The sequence below is a fragment of the Bacillus infantis genome (genome assembly GCF_020171945.1).
GTDB lineage: Bacteria > Bacillota > Bacilli > Bacillales > Cytobacillaceae > Bacillus_AB > Bacillus_AB infantis_A.
The window spans coordinates 24,223-41,827 of the sequence record NZ_JAIVAP010000020.1; the positions used below are offsets into that span (position 1 = coordinate 24,223).

Genomic DNA, 17,605 nt, shown 5'->3' on the forward strand with positions numbered 1-17,605 from the left:
GTAAAAGCAGTGAGAAGAACATCAATAATCGCCTTGTCCCTTGCCCTTTTGCTGACAGGCTGCGCCCCCAACTTCCAGAAGCAGGAGGAAGTGGTGCAGGAGCAGGATGACTCAAAGGAAAATGCGATTATTCCAAACTATAAGATCTCGGATCAGTACTATCGTACGATCCTGCCTTTTAAGCCCGGGGAAGCACGCGGATTGGTCGTCAATAATATCAATACCAGATATGACCTGAATGAATTTGAGACCGGCCTCATGAGGGTGGCCCAAAATTCATTCGATCCTGATAAGTTCTTTTTCCAGGAAGGCCAGTATCTGAAAAGAGATATGGTCAGCAAATGGCTGAGCCGCAAGTATACGGCCGCACAGCTGAAGGAAAAGAACCTCGAGGAAGAAGACAATCTTGGCCTGAATCCGGTGGATGACGAGAAAGGCGATATCAAATCGAGGGAAGAAAGAAACCCGATTTACCTGGCCCATATCCTTGAGCATAACTACCTCCTGAAAAATGAAGATGGCAAAGCCTATCTCGGAGGAGTCGTCATCGGTCTCGCAATGAACTCTGTTCACTACTACAGAACAGTGGAGTATGGAGATGTTTTTGAGAAAAAAATTGACCATGCCACTCTTGAAAAAGAAGGAAAGCAGATTGCCGATCAGGTATTAAGCAGACTCCGCAGCATGGACGAGCTTAAAAATGTACCGATCACCATCGCCCTTTTCGAGCAGGAAAGCAATAAATCAGTCGTGCCTGGCACCTTCTTCGCCTATGCCCAGGCGGACAAAGGAAGCAGCAAGCTTGGCGGCTGGGAAAATGTAGATGAAGAATACGTCCTATTCCCATCCCCTGGAGCCACCGAAGATCACAGGGAAGACGTCACCTCATTCCTTAACTTCAAGCAGGACGTCGAAAAATACTTCCCGAACTTCAACGGGGTCATCGGAAAAGCCTTCTATGCCCAGGATCAGCTTCAGCAGCTGAACATCGAAATCCCGATCCAATTCTACGGGAAAGCAGAAGGCATCGGCTTTACCCAATATGTGACCGGACTCGTCATGAAGCATTTCCCTGACTATATATCCGTCCAGGTCAGCGTCACCTCCGTCAACGGCCCGGAAGCACTCATCGTCCGGAAATCCGGGGACCAGGAACCATTTGTGCATATTTATCAGCAATAGAAGAGCAGGCAGCCGCTTTGGGGCTGCTTGTTTTTTTGTGGCGGGTGCGGGAGGTGTGCGTGGGGTTGGGGGTTGGTAGAAAAAAGCGTGAAATGGTAGAAAAAAGGCTAGATTGGTTAAATTATTGCGCGAATCGGTAGAAAAAAGGCTTCAGTCGGTAGAAAAAGCTGCAGAATGATGAAAATGCCTTCAGTTCGCTCTTCGAAATGGGGTATCTGAGAGGCTTTTGTGGAGAGTTGTGCCTTTTTTAGAGGATTCAGCCCGCTGAGATGCCCGTCGGGAGGGAGTTGGTAGAAAAAAGCGTAAAATGGTAGAAAAAAGGCTAGATTGGTTAAATTATTGTGTGAATCGGTAGAAAAAAGGTGCCAGTCGGTAGAAAAAGCCGCAGAATGATGAAAAAGCCTCCGATCTCTCTTCAAAATGAACTATTCGAGCGCCTTTCATGGGACGCTGTGCCATATTCTAGAGGATTCAGCCCGCAAAGAGAGCTGTTCAAAGGGAGTTGGTAGAAAAAAGTGTGAATTAATTAAAAAACGAGCTGAATTAGTGAAATTATTGCGCGAATCGGTAGAAAAAAGCTGCAAGCCGGTAGAAAAAGCCGCAGAATGATGAAAAAGCTCCCCCCGACCTCTTTTCAAAACAAGCTTTTAAGCTAAAAGAGAAAGCTTGGCAGGTCCACGAAAGCCCTTTTATGTGAGACTCACCTGAAAATGTGCAATTATAGCTAAAAAACCTCATGTAATTCACAAAGCAAGCCCCAATTATACAAACTCCGCCCACCAGCTGCCCAATCACTGCCCGGAATGACTCATAAGATGCTCCACCTTCTGGCCACCCGCCCCCTCTCCAAAAGTCCAAACAAAATTTCCCCATAAAAACAGGATTTCCACACCCAAACCAAGTATATAAATACTAGAAAATAAGAAAGGAGCTTTCTATGATCATAAAAAAGTTAGAAATGCCTTTAACATTGCAAAAGCTGCAGGCCCTTCATCGAAGATTGCCGCAGAACCACCCCAAATACCAGGTTATCCAGGAAAAAATGGCGAAGGGGCTTGCCGGTTACAGGGGGGAGCTTGCGGTGGAGTACCAGCTCAGTTTTCTTCCTAAAGATCAGTATTTAATATTCCACAATATCCGTCTGCAGGAACAGGAGCATTTTTTTCAAATGGATTTCGTCCTCTTATCCAAAGAATTCGTTCTCTCTATTGAAGTAAAGAATATGGCTGGCACTTTGTATTTCGATCCTGTTTTCCAGCAGCTGGTCCGGACGCAAAACGAAAAGGAGGAGGCATTTCCTGATCAGCTTATCCAAATTCAGCGCCACAAATCCCTCATGGCCAATTGGCTTAGTACTCATAGCTATCCCTCCATCCCGATTGAATCCCTCATAGCCATAAGCAGCCCATACACATTATTAAAAACAAGCCCCAGGAATGAATCGATCTCCAGAATAATCCTTCATAGCGAAGCGCTTCCAGCTAAAATAAAGAAGCTTGAATTAACCTATAGAAAGAGCTGCCTGGATGATAAACAGTGGAGAAAGCTCGGCCGCCTGATTCAAAAGAAAGATACCCCTTTAAATGCCGATATCCTTGATCAATATGATATCCGGAAAGATGAGCTCATCAGAGGTGTAATCTGCCCATCCTGCCATGCCTTTCCGATGGGAAGGACACATGGGACATGGTTGTGTCCGCAATGCCACTTCAAGGCAGCAGATTGCCACCTGCCTGCTCTTGAAGATTATCGCTTATTGATAGGTGGGACAATCACAAACAGAGAGGCCAGATTTTTTTTGGATATATCGTCACTTCAGCTTGCAGGGCGCCTGCTTCATCATGCACAGTCTGATGGAAAAACAAAGGGAAGGATCTATATATTAAAATAATAACCTGCAAAACTTTTGGAAAAATAAACATTTCTCAGAATGTTGGAGATAAATAGAAAGACATGTTAAAATGGAACCTGGATGTAAACGTTTTAGTACATAGGAGGCGTTATAAATGGTACAACCTTACAAGCATGAACCTTTTACTAATTTTTCTATTGAAGAAGAGCGCGATGGCTATTTGCAGGGCTTAAAGACTGTTGAGGGCTATCTTGGCCAGGATTATGATCTGCTGATTGGCGGAGAGCGCGTTTCGACTGAAGATAAAATAGTTTCCTATAATCCTTCTAATAAAGAAGAAGTGATCGGCCGTGTATCAAAGGCGACGCAGGAGCATGCCGAGCAGGCAATGCAGGCGGCTGTCGAAGCTTTCAAGACGTGGAGGAAGGTTAAGCCTGAGACGCGTGCTGACGTGCTTTTCAAGGCAGCTGCGATTATCCGCCGCCGCAAGCATGAGTTCTCTGCTTTGCTGACAAAGGAAGCGGGCAAGCCTTGGAATGAGGCTGATGCAGATACTGCGGAAGCGATTGACTTCCTTGAGTATTATGCGCGCCAGGCACTGAAAGTGAAAGACGGCATGCCAGTGAACAGCCGTCCGAATGAATATAACCGCTATGATTATATTCCATTGGGCGTTGGCATCGTTATTTCTCCTTGGAACTTCCCGCTTGCGATCATGGCTGGTACGACTGTAGCTGCCATTGTTGCCGGAAACACAGTACTGCTTAAGCCGGCTTCAACTACTCCTGTAGTAGCGGCGAAATTCGTTGAAGTCATGGAGCAGGCAGGCCTGCCGAAGGGCGTCCTTAACTTTGTACCTGGTAGCGGCGCAGAAGTGGGCGACTATCTTGTTGACCATAAGGACACACGCTTCATTTCATTTACAGGATCACGTGATGTTGGTCTGCGCATCAATGAGCGTGCTTCTAAATTGAATGAAGGCCAGATCTGGCTCAAGCGCGTAATCGCGGAAATGGGCGGAAAAGATACAATTGTCGTTGATAAAGAGGCTGACCTTGAGCTTGCGGCACAGTCAATCGTTGCTTCTGCATTCGGTTTCTCCGGACAGAAATGCTCTGCCTGCTCACGTGCAGTGGTGGTAGAGGATGTATACGATCAGGTGCTTAACCGTGTGGTTGAGCTGACAAATGATCTGACACAGGGCAACCCGGAAGACAAGAGCAATTTCATGGGTCCTGTTATCGACCAGAATGCATTTGATAAGATTATGAGCTATGTTGAAATCGGCAAAGAAGAAGGCAAGCTGATGACAGGCGGAGAAGGGGACAGCTCTAAAGGCTACTTCATCAAACCGACTGTGTTCGCTGACCTTGCTCCTGATGCACGTTTGATGCAGGAAGAAATCTTTGGGCCGGTTGTCGGCTTCACAAAGGCTAAAGACTTTGACCATGCATTGGAAATTGCCAATAATACAGAATACGGATTAACAGGTGCGGTCATCACAACGAACCGCGAAAACATCCAGAAAGCGCGCGAAGATTTCCATGTCGGAAATCTGTATTTCAACCGCGGCTGTACAGGAGCGATCGTTGGATACCAGCCATTCGGCGGATTCAACATGTCAGGTACAGATTCAAAAGCTGGAGGCCCTGACTATATCCTTCTGCATATGCAGGCGAAGACTACTTCTGAAATGTACTAAATCCGGACTGCCGGACGGCCCGCTTCCCATTATGGGATGCGGGCTTTTTGTGCTGCATCGATTCTAGTAGAATAGTCATATTTTTATCTTAATATTTATACTATTAAATTAATTGTGTATAATCTTATTAGTTTTACCCTCTTAAAGCCGCTTGTTAGGAGGGGGGAACAGGATTTAATCAAACGTTTGATTAAGAAGCTTTTACTAAAAAAAATGGAGGTGGGGGGAGATGGGCTTGAGCGGAATGACGATTTTCTGGCTGTTTGTGCCAATGCCGGCATTGATTTTGCTTTCTATCATCACATATTTTACGGAGAGGAGAATGGAAAGATGATGTCTACGGCTACATTGGTTACTTTTATTGTCTATCTGGCCGGGATGCTGGCGATTGGCCTGTTTTTTTACCGGATGACCAGCAATCTGTCTGATTATGTATTAGGCGGGAGGAGCCTGGGGCCAGGGGTGGCAGCGTTAAGCGCCGGAGCCTCTGACATGAGCGGCTGGCTTCTTCTGGGACTGCCGGGTGCCGCCTATGTTTCCGGATTCTCTGCTGTCTGGATCTGCATCGGCCTTTCTGCAGGCGCTTATCTGAACTGGCAGTTTGTCGCACGGAGGCTGAGGGCCTATACAGAGGTTTCCCGGAACTCCATTACGATTCCTGATTATCTTGAGAACCGCTTCAGGGACGATTCGAAAGTGCTGAGGGTGATTTCTGCATTTGTTATTTTATTATTTTTTACCTTTTATGCTTCATCAGGAATGGTGGCAGGAGGCAAGCTGTTTGAAAATTCCTTTGGGCTTCAGTATGAAGCTGCCTTGTGATCGGTGCCATCGTCATCATTTCCTATACCTTCCTTGGCGGCTTTCTCGCGGTAAGCTGGACTGACTTTGTACAGGGGATCCTGATGTTCATTGCCCTGTTGATTGTACCGATTGCGGCCATCAGTGAAGTCGGCGGCTGGAGCGAGGCTGTTGATAAGGTGGGAAGCATCAAGCCGGACGGCCTTGATGTTTTTGCCGGCACAACGGCAATCGGGATCATATCTTCCATGGCCTGGGGTCTTGGTTACTTTGGGCAGCCGCATATCATCACCCGTTTTATGGCATTGAGGTCAACCAGGGATGTGCCGATGGCAAGGCTGATTGGGATGGTATGGATGATTGCGGGGCTGTTTGGTGCCATTTTTACCGGTTTTGCAGGCATTGCTTATTTTGCGGATGCACCGTTAAAGGATTCAGAAACCGTCTTTATGGACTTTAGCTCTCTGCTGTTCAATCCATGGATCTCCGGCATTCTACTTGCTGCCATCCTTTCGGCCATTATGAGTACGATCGACTCCCAGCTGCTTGTGTCCTCAAGTGCAGTGGCCGAGGATTTTTATAAAGCCGTCTTCAGGAAGGGAGCCGGGGAAAAGGAGCTTGTATGGGTAGGCAGGATCTCGGTCATCGTGATTGCCCTGATTGCCATCATCCTTGCCATGAACCCGGAAAGCTCTGTCCTTGATCTTGTCAGCTATGCGTGGGGCGGATTTGGCGCGGCATTCGGTCCAGTGATCATCCTGTCGCTTTTCTGGAAGCGAATGACAAGGAATGGTGCGCTCGCGGGGCTTATCTCCGGAGCGGCCACTGTTGTCATTTGGGAAAAATTAAAGGGAGGCATCTTTGATCTGTACGAAATTGTGCCAGGTTTTCTCGTATGTACAGCGGCTATTATTATTTTCAGCCTGGCATCTTCTTCACCGGATAAGGAAATCGAGGAAGAGTTTGAAAAGGCAAAGGAATCCTCTTTTAATTGAAAAAATCTATCTATCGAAAAGCAGGCTATTATGGCCTGCTTTTTTATATTTCGGAGAAAACCCTGACTTAATTTTATAAATTTAGATGAATAGATACTCGTGTATAACCGTTTTCTTAATTATATATGCAAATTTACTGAATAAATATAAATGGTATTTTAGAAAACTGAATATTTTCCCTGTTCTGATTATTCATCTGTGTTACGCTTATTAACGGCTGTTAAACGGCGGGAGTGAGGATTGTTTTCTTTCAGTGTTTTTTCGAATGATGATGCCTGCATAAGGTTGCAGAAAAACTGCATAGAAAATGATGCTCGTATTTAAAAACTCAATTGGTTAAGGAAAGGAGAATGCTTTAAAACAATGGAAACTGCTACGTTAATTACTTTTATTGTGTATTTAATTGGAATGCTTGCAATTGGACTTATTTCATATAAACTGACAAGCAATCTGTCTGACTATGTACTCGGAGGGAGAAGCCTAGGGCCTGGAGTGACAGCTCTTAGTGCCGGCGCTTCTGATATGAGCTCCTGGCTGCTGCTTGGACTCCCGGGCCTTGCTTATGCAACAGGACTTGATTCTATTTGGATGTGTATCGGCTTGATTATTGGTGCTTATCTAAACTGGAAATTTGTTGCTTCCAGGCTGCGCGCCTATACGGAGGTTGCGAATGACTCCATCACAGTCCCCGATTTTTTCGAAAACCGCTTTAAGGATGGATCACGGCTTCTCCGTGTTATATCCGCTCTCGTTATTTTAATATTTTTCACTTTTTATGCTTCATCCGGTCTTGTAGGGGGAGCCCTGCTTTTCCAGGAGACTTTTGGGATGACGTATAATACGGCCCTGCTGATTGGGGCGATAGTCATCATTTCCTATACCTTCCTTGGCGGCTTCCTGGCTGTGAGCTGGACAGACTTTTTCCAGGGTCTTCTAATGTTCCTGGCGCTTGTAATCGTTCCTATTGTAGCTTTCACAAAGCTTGGCGGATGGGGAGAAACGATAGATACAGTCAGGTCCATCGATCCGTCATATCTGGATCCGATTGATACGATGTCAGGTCTGGGAATTGTTTCTCTTATGGCTTGGGGGCTCGGCTATTTCGGCCAGCCGCATATCATTACCCGATTCATGGCGATCAGGTCCACAAAGGAAATTCCTAAAGCCCGTTTTTATGGGATGTCCTGGATGACTATTTCTATTATCGGCGCCATTTTGGTCGGCCTTGTAGGGATCCCGTCATTCGCGGATAACCCGCTGATTCAGGGTGATGTGGATAATAGCGAAAAGGTGTTTATTTTCTTTGCCGATATCCTGTTTAATCCATGGGTATCAGGCATCCTGCTGGCTGCAATCCTGTCAGCAATCATGAGTACGATTGATTCCCAGCTGCTTGTATCATCGAGTGCATTGGCGGAGGATTTTTATAAAGGCATCATCCGTAAAAATGCGGGCGATAAAGAGCTTGTCTGGGTCGGGCGCATCGGTGTTATCGTCATTGCATTGATTGCGATTCTTCTCGCCTATACAGGCAATCCGAAAAACGGCGGGGCTTCAATTCTTGACCTGGTCAGCTATGCATGGGGCGGATTCGGTGCCGCATTCGGTCCGGTTGTTCTTTTGTCACTGTATTGGAAGAGGATGACCCGCAACGGAGCGCTTGCAGGTATGCTTACCGGCGCCATCACAGTGGTCGTCTGGAAGCAGCTGACGGACAAAGAAATTATTCCGTTTGAGCTGTATGAAATTGTTCCCGGCTTTTTCCTTGCTCTAATAGCGATTGTCATCTTCAGCCTTATCGGCAATCAGCCAAGTAAGGTCATTGAGGAAGAATATGAAGAAGCAGTCGAAAGGGATCACGAAAAAAACTGATTATGGAAAACCGGTTTAAAAGCTGGAACGTCATAATCAAATGGAACACATAATGTAAGAAATATTCCCGTGGATTTTTATAAAGTGTAAAAAAAACGCTATGCGGCCTTTCCCGAATGTGGGAAAGGCCATTTTTTATGGAGGAAGTAAGCCTTTTTAATCGGATCTGAGCCGGGTGCATACCAGCGGGAGGAAGGGAAAATGAATTAATTGCGTTTTCGTTTTAATCTTTCCAAGCCCATATCCATACGATAACGTAGAACGTAATAAGGGAGAGAGTTCCTTTGCTGGGAAAATTCATCTTTATAAATGGCCTTGTTTCACCGAGAATATATAAAACCTGCGATGGACAATTGCCGGATAACCAGCAAACATATTGCACAGGATTTCTGGAAGAAAAGATATGTGAGCTGGAGGAGAAAATAAATTTTTACGAGGAAGAGAACGGATGCTTGAGGAGCCAGATATGCAATCTGCAGATTGCTTACAGCCAGCTTTCTCAGCTGCTTATTTGCCAGGAATATTACACCGGCTGCCTGTCATCGCAGAAATACAAAGAAACATCTCAACATAGACAGCCAGTATATTGGCACAGTGCTTCAGGAAAGTATAATAGTCCAGATCCCGGAAGAATGGCTGGAAGCCTTGAGGGTAAAACCAATCCTTCTGAGCCGCAGGATATTCGGCCGTATTGGCATCAAGAAAGAATGTTTAAAAAAATGGAACAGGCCAGGCCTGAGGGCCGTTCTTCGGATGCTGAAAAAATTCCGCTGATTCAGCCGCCGGATTATTATACTCTAGTCTCTATGGAAGATAACCCCTCCGATTCAAATGTAAACAGCATAGAGGATCTATCTAAGGCAGAAGTCCCTGATGAATCAGCAGATATTGAATCAGGGAACTTATCCGCTGATTCTAATGAAACAATTGAATTCTATAGCAATCTTGACGAGAGCTCTGAAGAAAGCGCTGCAGCAGATGACATGGAGCCCGATGACGTGAATCACGCCTTTGACGAGAAAGTGGATGAATCTGATCAAGGTCAAGCTGATAGCTTTATTTCTGACTGGGAACAGCCCGGCACAGAATCTGCAGAATTTAATTTTGAGGATGGTGAGCTGATAGAATCGAACAGCACTTCTGAGAAAATTCCACACGAAGAGGCAGGGGATTATGATTCACCCGTAGAAGATGATTTTGATTTACTCATAGAGCAGGATGCCGCTGATTCAGCAGCCTTCCATACTACTGAAGAAATTCTTCCTGACACAGAAAATATGAAAGAAACAGAGACGGAGAAAATGGAAGAGTACCCTGGTTCTCAAAGGGAAGCAGAGGGGGGATCAGCAAGCCGGCTTCCTGAAAAAAGTGAAGGTGATTCGGCGGATTTATGGCAATTGGCTGCTGAAGGACTGCCATTGCATCAGGTGCAGTTAATAGAATGGCTGTTTATGCTTCCCCCCGACTATCCTGTTGATTATGTATACACAGATAGAGCCGCAATAAAGGTAATCAGATTTGAAGGACTTAACACAGCGGAGAGGCTGGCAAACTTCATCAGCAAGGACGGATTAGTTTCTATTCCATTTAAAGATATTAACGGAATTGTATTTCCGGAAGATAAATGATTTCTTATCCAATAACAGAGAAAAATGGGGAAACACATAGCTTCCCCATTTTATTCTGACAAAACTTATGCTTCTTCTTCCTCTTCTAGATCCGCTGCATCGCCTGCAGGGGCATAAGGATGTGCAAAGCAAATTCCGTTAATTCTATCCGCATCAAAAACACACACATGGCAATCTTTGATAAAGTAAGCCAAACCGTCGCAATAGTTGCTGAATCTATCCACATATGCTTTAGCACCGTTTACAAACACAGAGCCTACTGGATAATTTGGAGGCAACTTTCTTAGCAATCCCTCAACATTGCTTTCATATCTTTCCATTCTCTTCACTCTCTTTTCTAAAATATTTCTCCTTGAGGAGATAGTATATAGTATTCGGAATGGCAGTTAATGTTTGGACAAATACCCTGCTAGAGTAAAATGGGTTTTTTACCATTCGGACGATTCATCGGAAACCTCATCTGGAGAGGCCACTATTTTAATGGACCTAATAGCGTCCAGTGGTATGATACGGAAGGTATGACACTGGCAGGGTTCCCTGCTATTCTCCTTATCATCGTTACACTCGGCTGCTTTCTTGTCCTCTGATGGCTTATCCTTTATAGGTTTCTTCTTCTTCAGTCCTTTTTTCTTTATACAATTTTTTAGTGCGATCTGCTGAAGGGCTGCCAGAATTTCAAAAGAGTCCGCTGAAGGATCTATAATTTTCGTATAGCAGCCCTGTTTACAACAATTTCCTCCCATGACATTCTCTCCTTATAATTTTGCTTTTGCTTATTGAAATTTTCGGGTGGTCTCTTGGAGATACCGTTCAGTTAGAGGCCCTATATGATACTCCACAATCACCCCGTCCTCATTTATAAAATAGGTGCTGGGCAAGGAAAGAATGCGGTACTTTTCAAACACACTGCCAGAATGGTCAAGGAGGATCGGGAAGCTTATTTCATATTCCTTTACAAACTGCATAACGGCCGTCTTGGAGGACTCGTTGTCAGTCATGTTGATGCCTATAACCGTGATGTCTTCTGATTGCTGGGAAAACTGATTCAGTGCAGGCATTTCCGTGTTGCAGGGGCCGCACCAGGTTGCCCAAAAATTCAGCACAATCAATTTTCCATCATAGTCAGTTAGTTTCATTGATTTACCGTGAATGGATGCTAATTGAAATTGTGGAGCCGTATGACCCTTTTCAGCATATTCATCCTGATCTCCTTTAAAGCCGGCAAATAGGGTCCAGGCAAACAAGGACACCAGAAGGACCAAAGAAATCCTCTTTGCCAATAGAACGCCTCCTTTCCTTCCTAAAGATATGCTTCCTTCATCTTATTCAGCCCCAAAAGAACAGCCAGTGCGATTTACCTATACTGTGATAGACTGTTGTCCATTCCAAAACCCTTTTATTGCATATTATAGGAGAAATATGTAAATGGAGGGGGAGTAAGTGGCAAGCACCTATATAGGATTGCTTCTATATTTAAATCTTACAGCCAACATTTTATTGTATAGGGAACTCTACAAGGCCAGGAAGCTGATCGGTTTCCAGCTGGGTATGAATATCTCCATCTTAATGGGCGGAGTGACGGCACTTTGTACAGGCGTGCTCCTCATCTCTCAATTTCCATTCTCTTTTACTATGGTCACGATTATCAGTACAGTTGCAGGCATGGCAGCAGGTGGGGCTTATGGGGCATTATTTGATTATCAAACGCTTCTTACCGGGTATGCAAATGGGCTGATGATTGGTTTGATGGCTCCCATGATTGGATCGATAATAGATAACGATTGGCTGTTTATTTGTTTTATGGAACTGCTGCTCGCTGTATCTTCCATATTTGTCATATCAGCTTCCAGAAGAGCCTGACCCTGAGATCTGTGAATGAAATGGAAAGGAGCTGCCGGTATGGATTTTCTTCTGGCGTTAACGTTTTTATTAAACCTGTCTGCCGGGTTTATCAGCTTTTTTGTTTTATATAAGTCCCGGAAGCTTTTTAACGACAGATACGCCATGACAGTAGCTATGAGTGCTTCCTCTGTTTTATCCATCTTCTTAAGCATGACCGGTTCACTTTTTTTCTCCGATAATGTTCTTATCACCATGGCAAGCATGCTCCTGGGAGGAGCCATCGGGATCCTATTTGGCATGATGGGAAGGCTGCATGCTGTCCTGTCAGGCTTTATGGGCGGAACGGCAGGGGGGATGGCAGGTGCTATGATGGGCGCTGTCATTAAAGACCCGGCTTTATGCAATTTGCCTTCAGCCGGAAATGGTATTGCGTTCAGCATGGCAGTCTTCAGCAGCTTTGGATCTTTTATCGTCATTCTATCTATGTTTTTGATTTGCTATTCTTTGAGAGTTTAAGCTGACAGCTATAGAGAAAGGGGATGAGCAATTGAGCAGGAAAAGCAGATTGGATGAGTATACTAAGCTGCTGCTGGAACAGAGGGAGAAAGAAGAAAAAAAAGAAGACCCGCTGAATCATTTTCAGGAAAAGTCAGGCACAGGGCTGACTTCGCCCCATTCTGCAATGAGCAGTGAAGAACTGCGGGTGTTCATGAAATACAAGGACCATAAAAATCTCCTTGCCATTTCAGAGGGAGCCAAGGAACGCAAGAAATTTCTTATATTGAAAGAATTTTTAAAATCAAAACGCAATCAGCCTGTAGAGATTTTGTATTTCAATCCATCTCTGGCAAAGGTTGAAGCAAAAGTGAGTACAATTGGAAGAGATTTTGTCATGGTGACAGATTTAAGAAAGAGGATATGGATTCCTTATAATGTGATCCAGTCTGCAACCATTCCTTACGATGTCCCCAATTACTCGAACACCCATCAGCATTTTATTTATGACAATGATTTAAGGAGTAAACTGCTCCGGAATTTCGGCAGTACTGTTCATAAAAGAGTTGCACTCGTTCAGCAGTTTTATGAAGAAACCCTGCACACCAATCTGCAGTCATGGAAAAAGACAATGGTCCGTGTCGTTACTCCCGGCAAGTCCTTTTTTGGAAGAATTGAAGGAGCTGATAAGTCTGTCCTGCAGTTAAAGCTGTTCAATCGCATGCAGGAAATTCCCATTGGAGAAATCCATTCGGTTCAAACACTCCGTTTTCTGCAGTTCATAGGTGAATTAATCAAATTTCGCAGATAGAACGATTCTATGCCAATTTACACAGGAATAGTGCCCGAAATTGAATATGATAAACGGAGAAATCATTTTTGTTTGTTTATATAAAGGAGGATTTAAATTGGCATCAGAACTAGAAGATCTCCAGGATGATCGTTTTTACCAGGAGCTTATGAAGCTTAAAGGGACAGACATCCTGCTGATAACCCAGTCAAGTCAGCTGAACCTGCTTGGGCAGACATTTCGCCCCATCTTTTCCGGCACGATTGTTGAAGTTGAACATGGCCATATTACTCTTTTTCCTGTAACAGTTAAACTGATCAATGCTCCATTCTATAAGTTTCCTAATCCGCTGAGCTTTCCCGTAGAAAAAATCTCACAATATGCTCCAGGCTTTGATAGCAACACCATATTCCCTTTAACGTAAGGAGGTATAGAAGTTGTCAAAAAACGAGAATGGATCGACTTATTCACATGACCCTGCTTTTGAAAATATTAACTTGGTGCATGATGCGGCATTAATCCAGCATTTTGTTAATGGAACTGGCAGAAAGGCAATTTTGCTGACACCCTCTTTTCCATTTTTATTCATCGGAAGAATTGTTGGTGTAATTGATGATATTTTGGAGTTAGATGTAGAAACAACCCATTTTTCCCAGCTGGAAGGGCGCATCTGGCATATTCATATCCACTCCATTGAAACTTTTTATATTGAACGGGATGATGGATTGAGAATTCCGGAACTGAAGGATTGAGGTGAACGAAATGAAAAGATTTTTCCATGTCGTTGCCATTCCGATCAGGATGGTCCTTAATAAATTTGGCGACTACGATCCTAATGGGAAAATGTATATATTAAAAGAAAATGAAGAAAAAGTGAATAAGCTGGTCAAAAAGAATCCTTTCTCTCCTGTAGACCTGGTCCAGCCGCTGACCATAAGGGCCAATGAAGGGGACGAAGTAGAAGTATTGTTTGAGAACCAGCTGGAAGAGCCGGCTGGGATCCACTTCCAGGAAGCGGATTATGATGTAATGACCTCGGATGGTGCCAATGTAGGATTCAATCAGGACACAACGGTAAAATGCGGTGAAAAGATCCTTTACCGCATCAAGGCAAATAATGAAGGAATATACTTTTTCTCGGATCTTGGTAATCCAATCAGTTCGGAAAAGGGATCGAATATACATGGTCTCTATGGAAGCCTGATTGTACAGTCAAGAGGCTCCTGGTGGACTGATCCGATTACAGGGGAGTCTATCAGCAGCGGTGCATTCGCGGATATCCACCATCCCTTTCTGCCTTCTTTCCGCGAATATGCCTGGTTCTTCGGTGATGAGCAGCCAAGCTTAGATCTGACAGGGAATGCTCCTCTCGACCCCATGACCGGCCAGGAAAGGGAATCCACACATGCAGTCAATTACCGGTACGAGCCGCTGGGAAACAGGAAGCGCCTGATTGAGGAAGGAGTTGTCTGTCCTGAATGCGACGGCGAGGAAGTCCACCATGACTCCTGGGTTTTTGGCGATCCAAGCACGCCGATTTTAAGAGCCTATAAAGGGGATCCCGTAAAAATCCGGGTGATTCATGGAGGGGTCAAGGAAACCCATGTCTTCCACTATCATGTTCACCAATGGTTCAGGGATCTAAGCAATGTCAATTCAGAAATCATTGACTCCCAGTCAATCAGTCCGCAAATGCATTATACTGTAGCACCCTTATATGGGGCAGGCAGTCTGCAGCAGGCAATAGGCGATATCATCATCCATTGTCATTTGTATCCCCACTTTGAAGTAGGAATGTGGGGACTTCAGCGTATTTTCGACACACTGCAGGATGGAAGCCAGTGCTATCCAAACGGGGAGCCCATCCATGCGCTTCAGCCATTGCCTGATCGGCCGCTGCCTCCAGTCCCGACAGCAGAAAGGCCTGGCTTCCCTAACTTTATTCCCGGGAAGGTAGGCAGTAAAGCACCAAGGCCGCCTTTGGGCATTGTGGGCGGAAGGGGAATGACAGAGCTTGAGAAAAATGCGGCAGTGCCAAACGCCAGGCCTGGGGCTGTGTTTGCAGATGCCTGCCTGGGAAATCCGTTAGTATACGAGTTTGATATTTCTGTCATAGAGATGCCCCTTACCTACAATAGGGAAGGCTGGAATGATCCTGTAGGAAGATTCTACGTATTGGATAAAGACCTTGATGATGTTCTTTCAGGCAAGAAGAAACCTGAGCCGCTCGTGTTTCATGTTCCGGCAGGTGCCTGCATCCGGGGGAATTTTACTAATCGCATTCCGAATGTATTGGACGGGAGCGCTTTTCAATTGGTAACCAGAACGTATGAATGCGGCATGCACATCCATTATGTCAAATTTGATGTTCTCTGCTCAGACGCAGCCAATGTAGGCTGGAACTACGACAGTTCCGTCCTTCCGGGACAAACCATCCGGTATGAGTGGTATGCAGAGACTGAGCTGAAGGCCTGGTTTTTTCACGATCACTTGTTTGCAGCTGTACAGGAGAACCATGGAGTGTTCGGCTCCGGGGTTGTACATCCCCGGTTTTCAAAAATCCTGGACAGTACAACAGGGGAAGAGACTGACAGGGGAGTGGAGGTTACAGTCACCCATCCGCTGATTCCCGATTATCGTGATTATGCTATTTTCGCACAGGATTATACCATGCTGTTTGATAAAAACGGCTGTCCTTTGGCTCCTCCGCCTTATCCGGGATCTTTGGACGACCCGGGAGTATTTGGAGTGAACCTGAGGAATGAGCCGCTTCAATTCAGGCTCGGGAAAGATTGCGATCCGGCTTATACCTTTAGCTCGTTTGTTAAAGGAGATCCTTATACGGCTGTATTCAAGGCTTATAAGGGCGATTCCATCAGGATCCGCCTCCTGCAGGGTGCGCATGAGGAGTCTCACAGCTTTATCCTCCATGGTTTGAAGTGGCTCTCTGAAAGGAGGACACTCGATTCTGCCATGGAGAATCAGAAGCATATAGGCATATCCGAGTCTTTCACCTTTGAGACTTACATTCCGAGAGCGGGAGATTATTTCTGGGCGTTTGAAACCGAAGAGGATTTGTGGAATGGCTTATGGGGGCTGATCAGGGCTTATAGTGAGCTTGAGGATGACTTGATTCCGCTGACGGACCAGCCTTTGCCGCCACCGAAACAAAGTGCGCAGCCTGTATGCACCGGACTGCCGCCATGCCAGCCGCCAGAAGCGATCAGCACAGCACCAGCTGGGGCGCCAGTTAGGAAATATCATGTGGTGGCTTTCCAGAGGCCCGTCATTTACAACCATTATCATGATCATGATCCGTATGCGGTTATCTTTGCCCTGGAAGAGGAGCTGGAGGATATCCTGTCAGGTAGGAAGAATCCTGAGCCGCTGATCCTGCGGGGCAATGCCGGGGACTCAATAGAGGTAACACTTACCAATATGCTAGTGCCGGAATTATTCCCCTTTGCTGACGGCATCTATCCTTATCCACAGGTAAAAGAGCAGGCTCCTTATCCGCCTTCTTTGAGAATTTCTCTGCATCCCCAGCTTTTGGACTATGATGTCCGAACGTCTGCAGGGGAAACAGTAGGATTCAATTATGATCAAACAGTCGGTCCTGGTGAATCATTTACCTATAAATGGTATGTGGAAGATGCGGCTGGCACCTGCGGCCTATGGGATATGGCTGATATTCGAAACCATCGCTCCCAAGGGGCATTCGGCATGTTCATAGCAGAGCCGAGAGGCACACAATATTTGGACCCGGAAACACTGCTTCCGGTAAAAACCGGCAGCCAGGTTGTCCTTCGGCATCCACTGCTGCCTGATATAAGAGAATTTGTGCTCATCATGCATGACGGAGTGCGCCTGGTTGACAAGAAGAATCAGCTGATAGTCGATCCTGCTGAATCGATCATCCCTGAAGAAGACCAGGAAGAGGATTTGCTGGACACCTACGATCAAGGCTCAAGGGGCTTCAACTATAGAAGTGAGAGGCTTATCAACAGATGGAGAAAGGTTCAGAGATTGGAGGATCTATTCAGCTCGAAGGTGCATGGAGACCCGGCGACACCTGTATTTCATGCTTATCCCAATGATCCAGTCATTATCCGGCATGCGTATCCTGCCGAGAGAAGAAGGTCACAGACCTTTCACGTTCATGGACACTACTGGCATGTCGATACAGAAAACCTGAATTCCAGCATCAAATCCGTACAGGGTGAAAATTTAATGGGAAGAGTGAATGATTTAAGGATCTTATATGGAGCAGGTAGTCTTTATGGCTATCCGGGAGATTATATGTTCCGTTCAGGCAACATACGCTGGGGGATCGAGCCGGGCTTTTGGGGCATTATGAGGGTTCATAAGGAGCTGCAAAATTGCCTGGCCAGGATTAAGGTTGATAAAACAGGATAAGGGGAATCAATTCCCCTTATCCTTAAGGAG

General features: G+C 45.5%; 15 protein-coding genes and 1 pseudogene. 13 read left to right on the forward strand and 3 right to left on the reverse strand.

Going from position 1 to position 17,605, the window contains the following annotated elements; all coding sequences use genetic code 11:
• The first annotated feature begins 9 nt into the window (after positions 1-9).
• The 7 genes and pseudogenes from LCM00_RS20330 to LCM00_RS20360 all read left to right on the forward strand — a co-directional run bounded on the left by LCM00_RS20330 (position 10) and on the right by LCM00_RS20360 (position 10,032).
• Positions 10-1,182 (forward strand): CamS family sex pheromone protein, encoded by a 1,173-nt coding sequence (locus LCM00_RS20330; protein ID WP_224905448.1) that lies wholly within the window; start codon positions 10-12, stop codon positions 1,180-1,182.
• 420 nt (positions 1,183-1,602) lie between these two features.
• Positions 1,603-1,791 carry a hypothetical protein gene (locus LCM00_RS20335; protein WP_224905449.1) on the forward strand — a complete coding sequence of 63 codons (189 nt, stop codon included), beginning with the start codon at positions 1,603-1,605 and terminating at the stop codon, positions 1,789-1,791.
• 328 nt (positions 1,792-2,119) lie between these two features.
• Positions 2,120-3,073 carry a nuclease-related domain-containing protein gene (locus LCM00_RS20340; RefSeq protein WP_224905451.1) on the forward strand — a complete coding sequence of 318 codons (954 nt, stop codon included), beginning with the start codon at positions 2,120-2,122 and terminating at the stop codon, positions 3,071-3,073.
• A gap of 115 nt (positions 3,074-3,188) precedes the next feature.
• Entirely contained in the window at positions 3,189-4,736 is a 1,548-nt protein-coding gene (gene pruA, locus LCM00_RS20345) for an L-glutamate gamma-semialdehyde dehydrogenase (RefSeq protein WP_224905453.1), read from the forward strand.
• A 333-nt stretch (positions 4,737-5,069) separates the two neighbouring features.
• A pseudogene (gene putP / locus LCM00_RS20350) lies at positions 5,070-6,532 on the forward strand (sodium/proline symporter PutP).
• Between the two features lie 363 nt (positions 6,533-6,895).
• Positions 6,896-8,404, forward strand: coding sequence for a sodium/proline symporter PutP (gene putP / locus LCM00_RS20355; protein ID WP_224905455.1), 1,509 nt, complete (start codon positions 6,896-6,898; stop codon positions 8,402-8,404).
• Positions 8,405-9,123: 719 nt separating this feature from the next.
• On the forward strand, positions 9,124-10,032 hold the full coding sequence (locus tag LCM00_RS20360) for a hypothetical protein (RefSeq protein WP_224905457.1): 909 nt from the start codon (positions 9,124-9,126) through the stop codon (positions 10,030-10,032).
• A gap of 65 nt (positions 10,033-10,097) precedes the next feature.
• On the opposite strand, the gene LCM00_RS20365 is transcribed toward LCM00_RS20360, so the two are convergent.
• From LCM00_RS20365 to LCM00_RS20375, 3 genes are all read right to left on the reverse strand, one after another.
• A complete protein-coding gene (locus LCM00_RS20365; protein ID WP_224905459.1) occupies positions 10,098-10,352 on the reverse strand; it encodes a hypothetical protein in 255 nt (84 codons plus the stop codon).
• Between the two features lie 108 nt (positions 10,353-10,460).
• Positions 10,461-10,775 carry a hypothetical protein gene (locus tag LCM00_RS20370; RefSeq protein ID WP_224905461.1) on the reverse strand — a complete coding sequence of 105 codons (315 nt, stop codon included), beginning with the start codon at positions 10,773-10,775 and terminating at the stop codon, positions 10,461-10,463.
• A 30-nt stretch (positions 10,776-10,805) separates the two neighbouring features.
• A complete protein-coding gene (locus LCM00_RS20375; protein ID WP_224905463.1) occupies positions 10,806-11,312 on the reverse strand; it encodes a TlpA family protein disulfide reductase in 507 nt (168 codons plus the stop codon).
• A 160-nt stretch (positions 11,313-11,472) separates the two neighbouring features.
• Between LCM00_RS20375 and LCM00_RS20380 the strand changes: the two genes are divergently transcribed.
• From LCM00_RS20380 to LCM00_RS20405, 6 genes are all read left to right on the forward strand, one after another.
• A complete protein-coding gene (locus LCM00_RS20380) occupies positions 11,473-11,892 on the forward strand; it encodes a hypothetical protein (protein WP_224905465.1) in 420 nt (139 codons plus the stop codon).
• A gap of 15 nt (positions 11,893-11,907) precedes the next feature.
• A complete protein-coding gene (locus LCM00_RS20385) occupies positions 11,908-12,390 on the forward strand; it encodes a hypothetical protein (RefSeq protein ID WP_224905467.1) in 483 nt (160 codons plus the stop codon).
• Positions 12,391-12,421: 31 nt separating this feature from the next.
• On the forward strand, positions 12,422-13,180 hold the full coding sequence (locus LCM00_RS20390) for a hypothetical protein (protein WP_224905469.1): 759 nt from the start codon (positions 12,422-12,424) through the stop codon (positions 13,178-13,180).
• A gap of 97 nt (positions 13,181-13,277) precedes the next feature.
• Positions 13,278-13,583: a hypothetical protein gene (locus LCM00_RS20395; RefSeq protein WP_224905471.1), complete on the forward strand. Its 306-nt coding sequence runs from the start codon at positions 13,278-13,280 to the stop codon at positions 13,581-13,583.
• A gap of 13 nt (positions 13,584-13,596) precedes the next feature.
• Positions 13,597-13,911, forward strand: a complete 315-nt coding sequence (locus LCM00_RS20400; protein WP_224905472.1) for a hypothetical protein — start codon at positions 13,597-13,599, stop codon at positions 13,909-13,911.
• 10 nt (positions 13,912-13,921) lie between these two features.
• Positions 13,922-17,575 (forward strand): multicopper oxidase domain-containing protein, encoded by a 3,654-nt coding sequence (locus LCM00_RS20405; protein ID WP_224905474.1) that lies wholly within the window; start codon positions 13,922-13,924, stop codon positions 17,573-17,575.
• Positions 17,576-17,605: the final 30 nt, after the last annotated feature.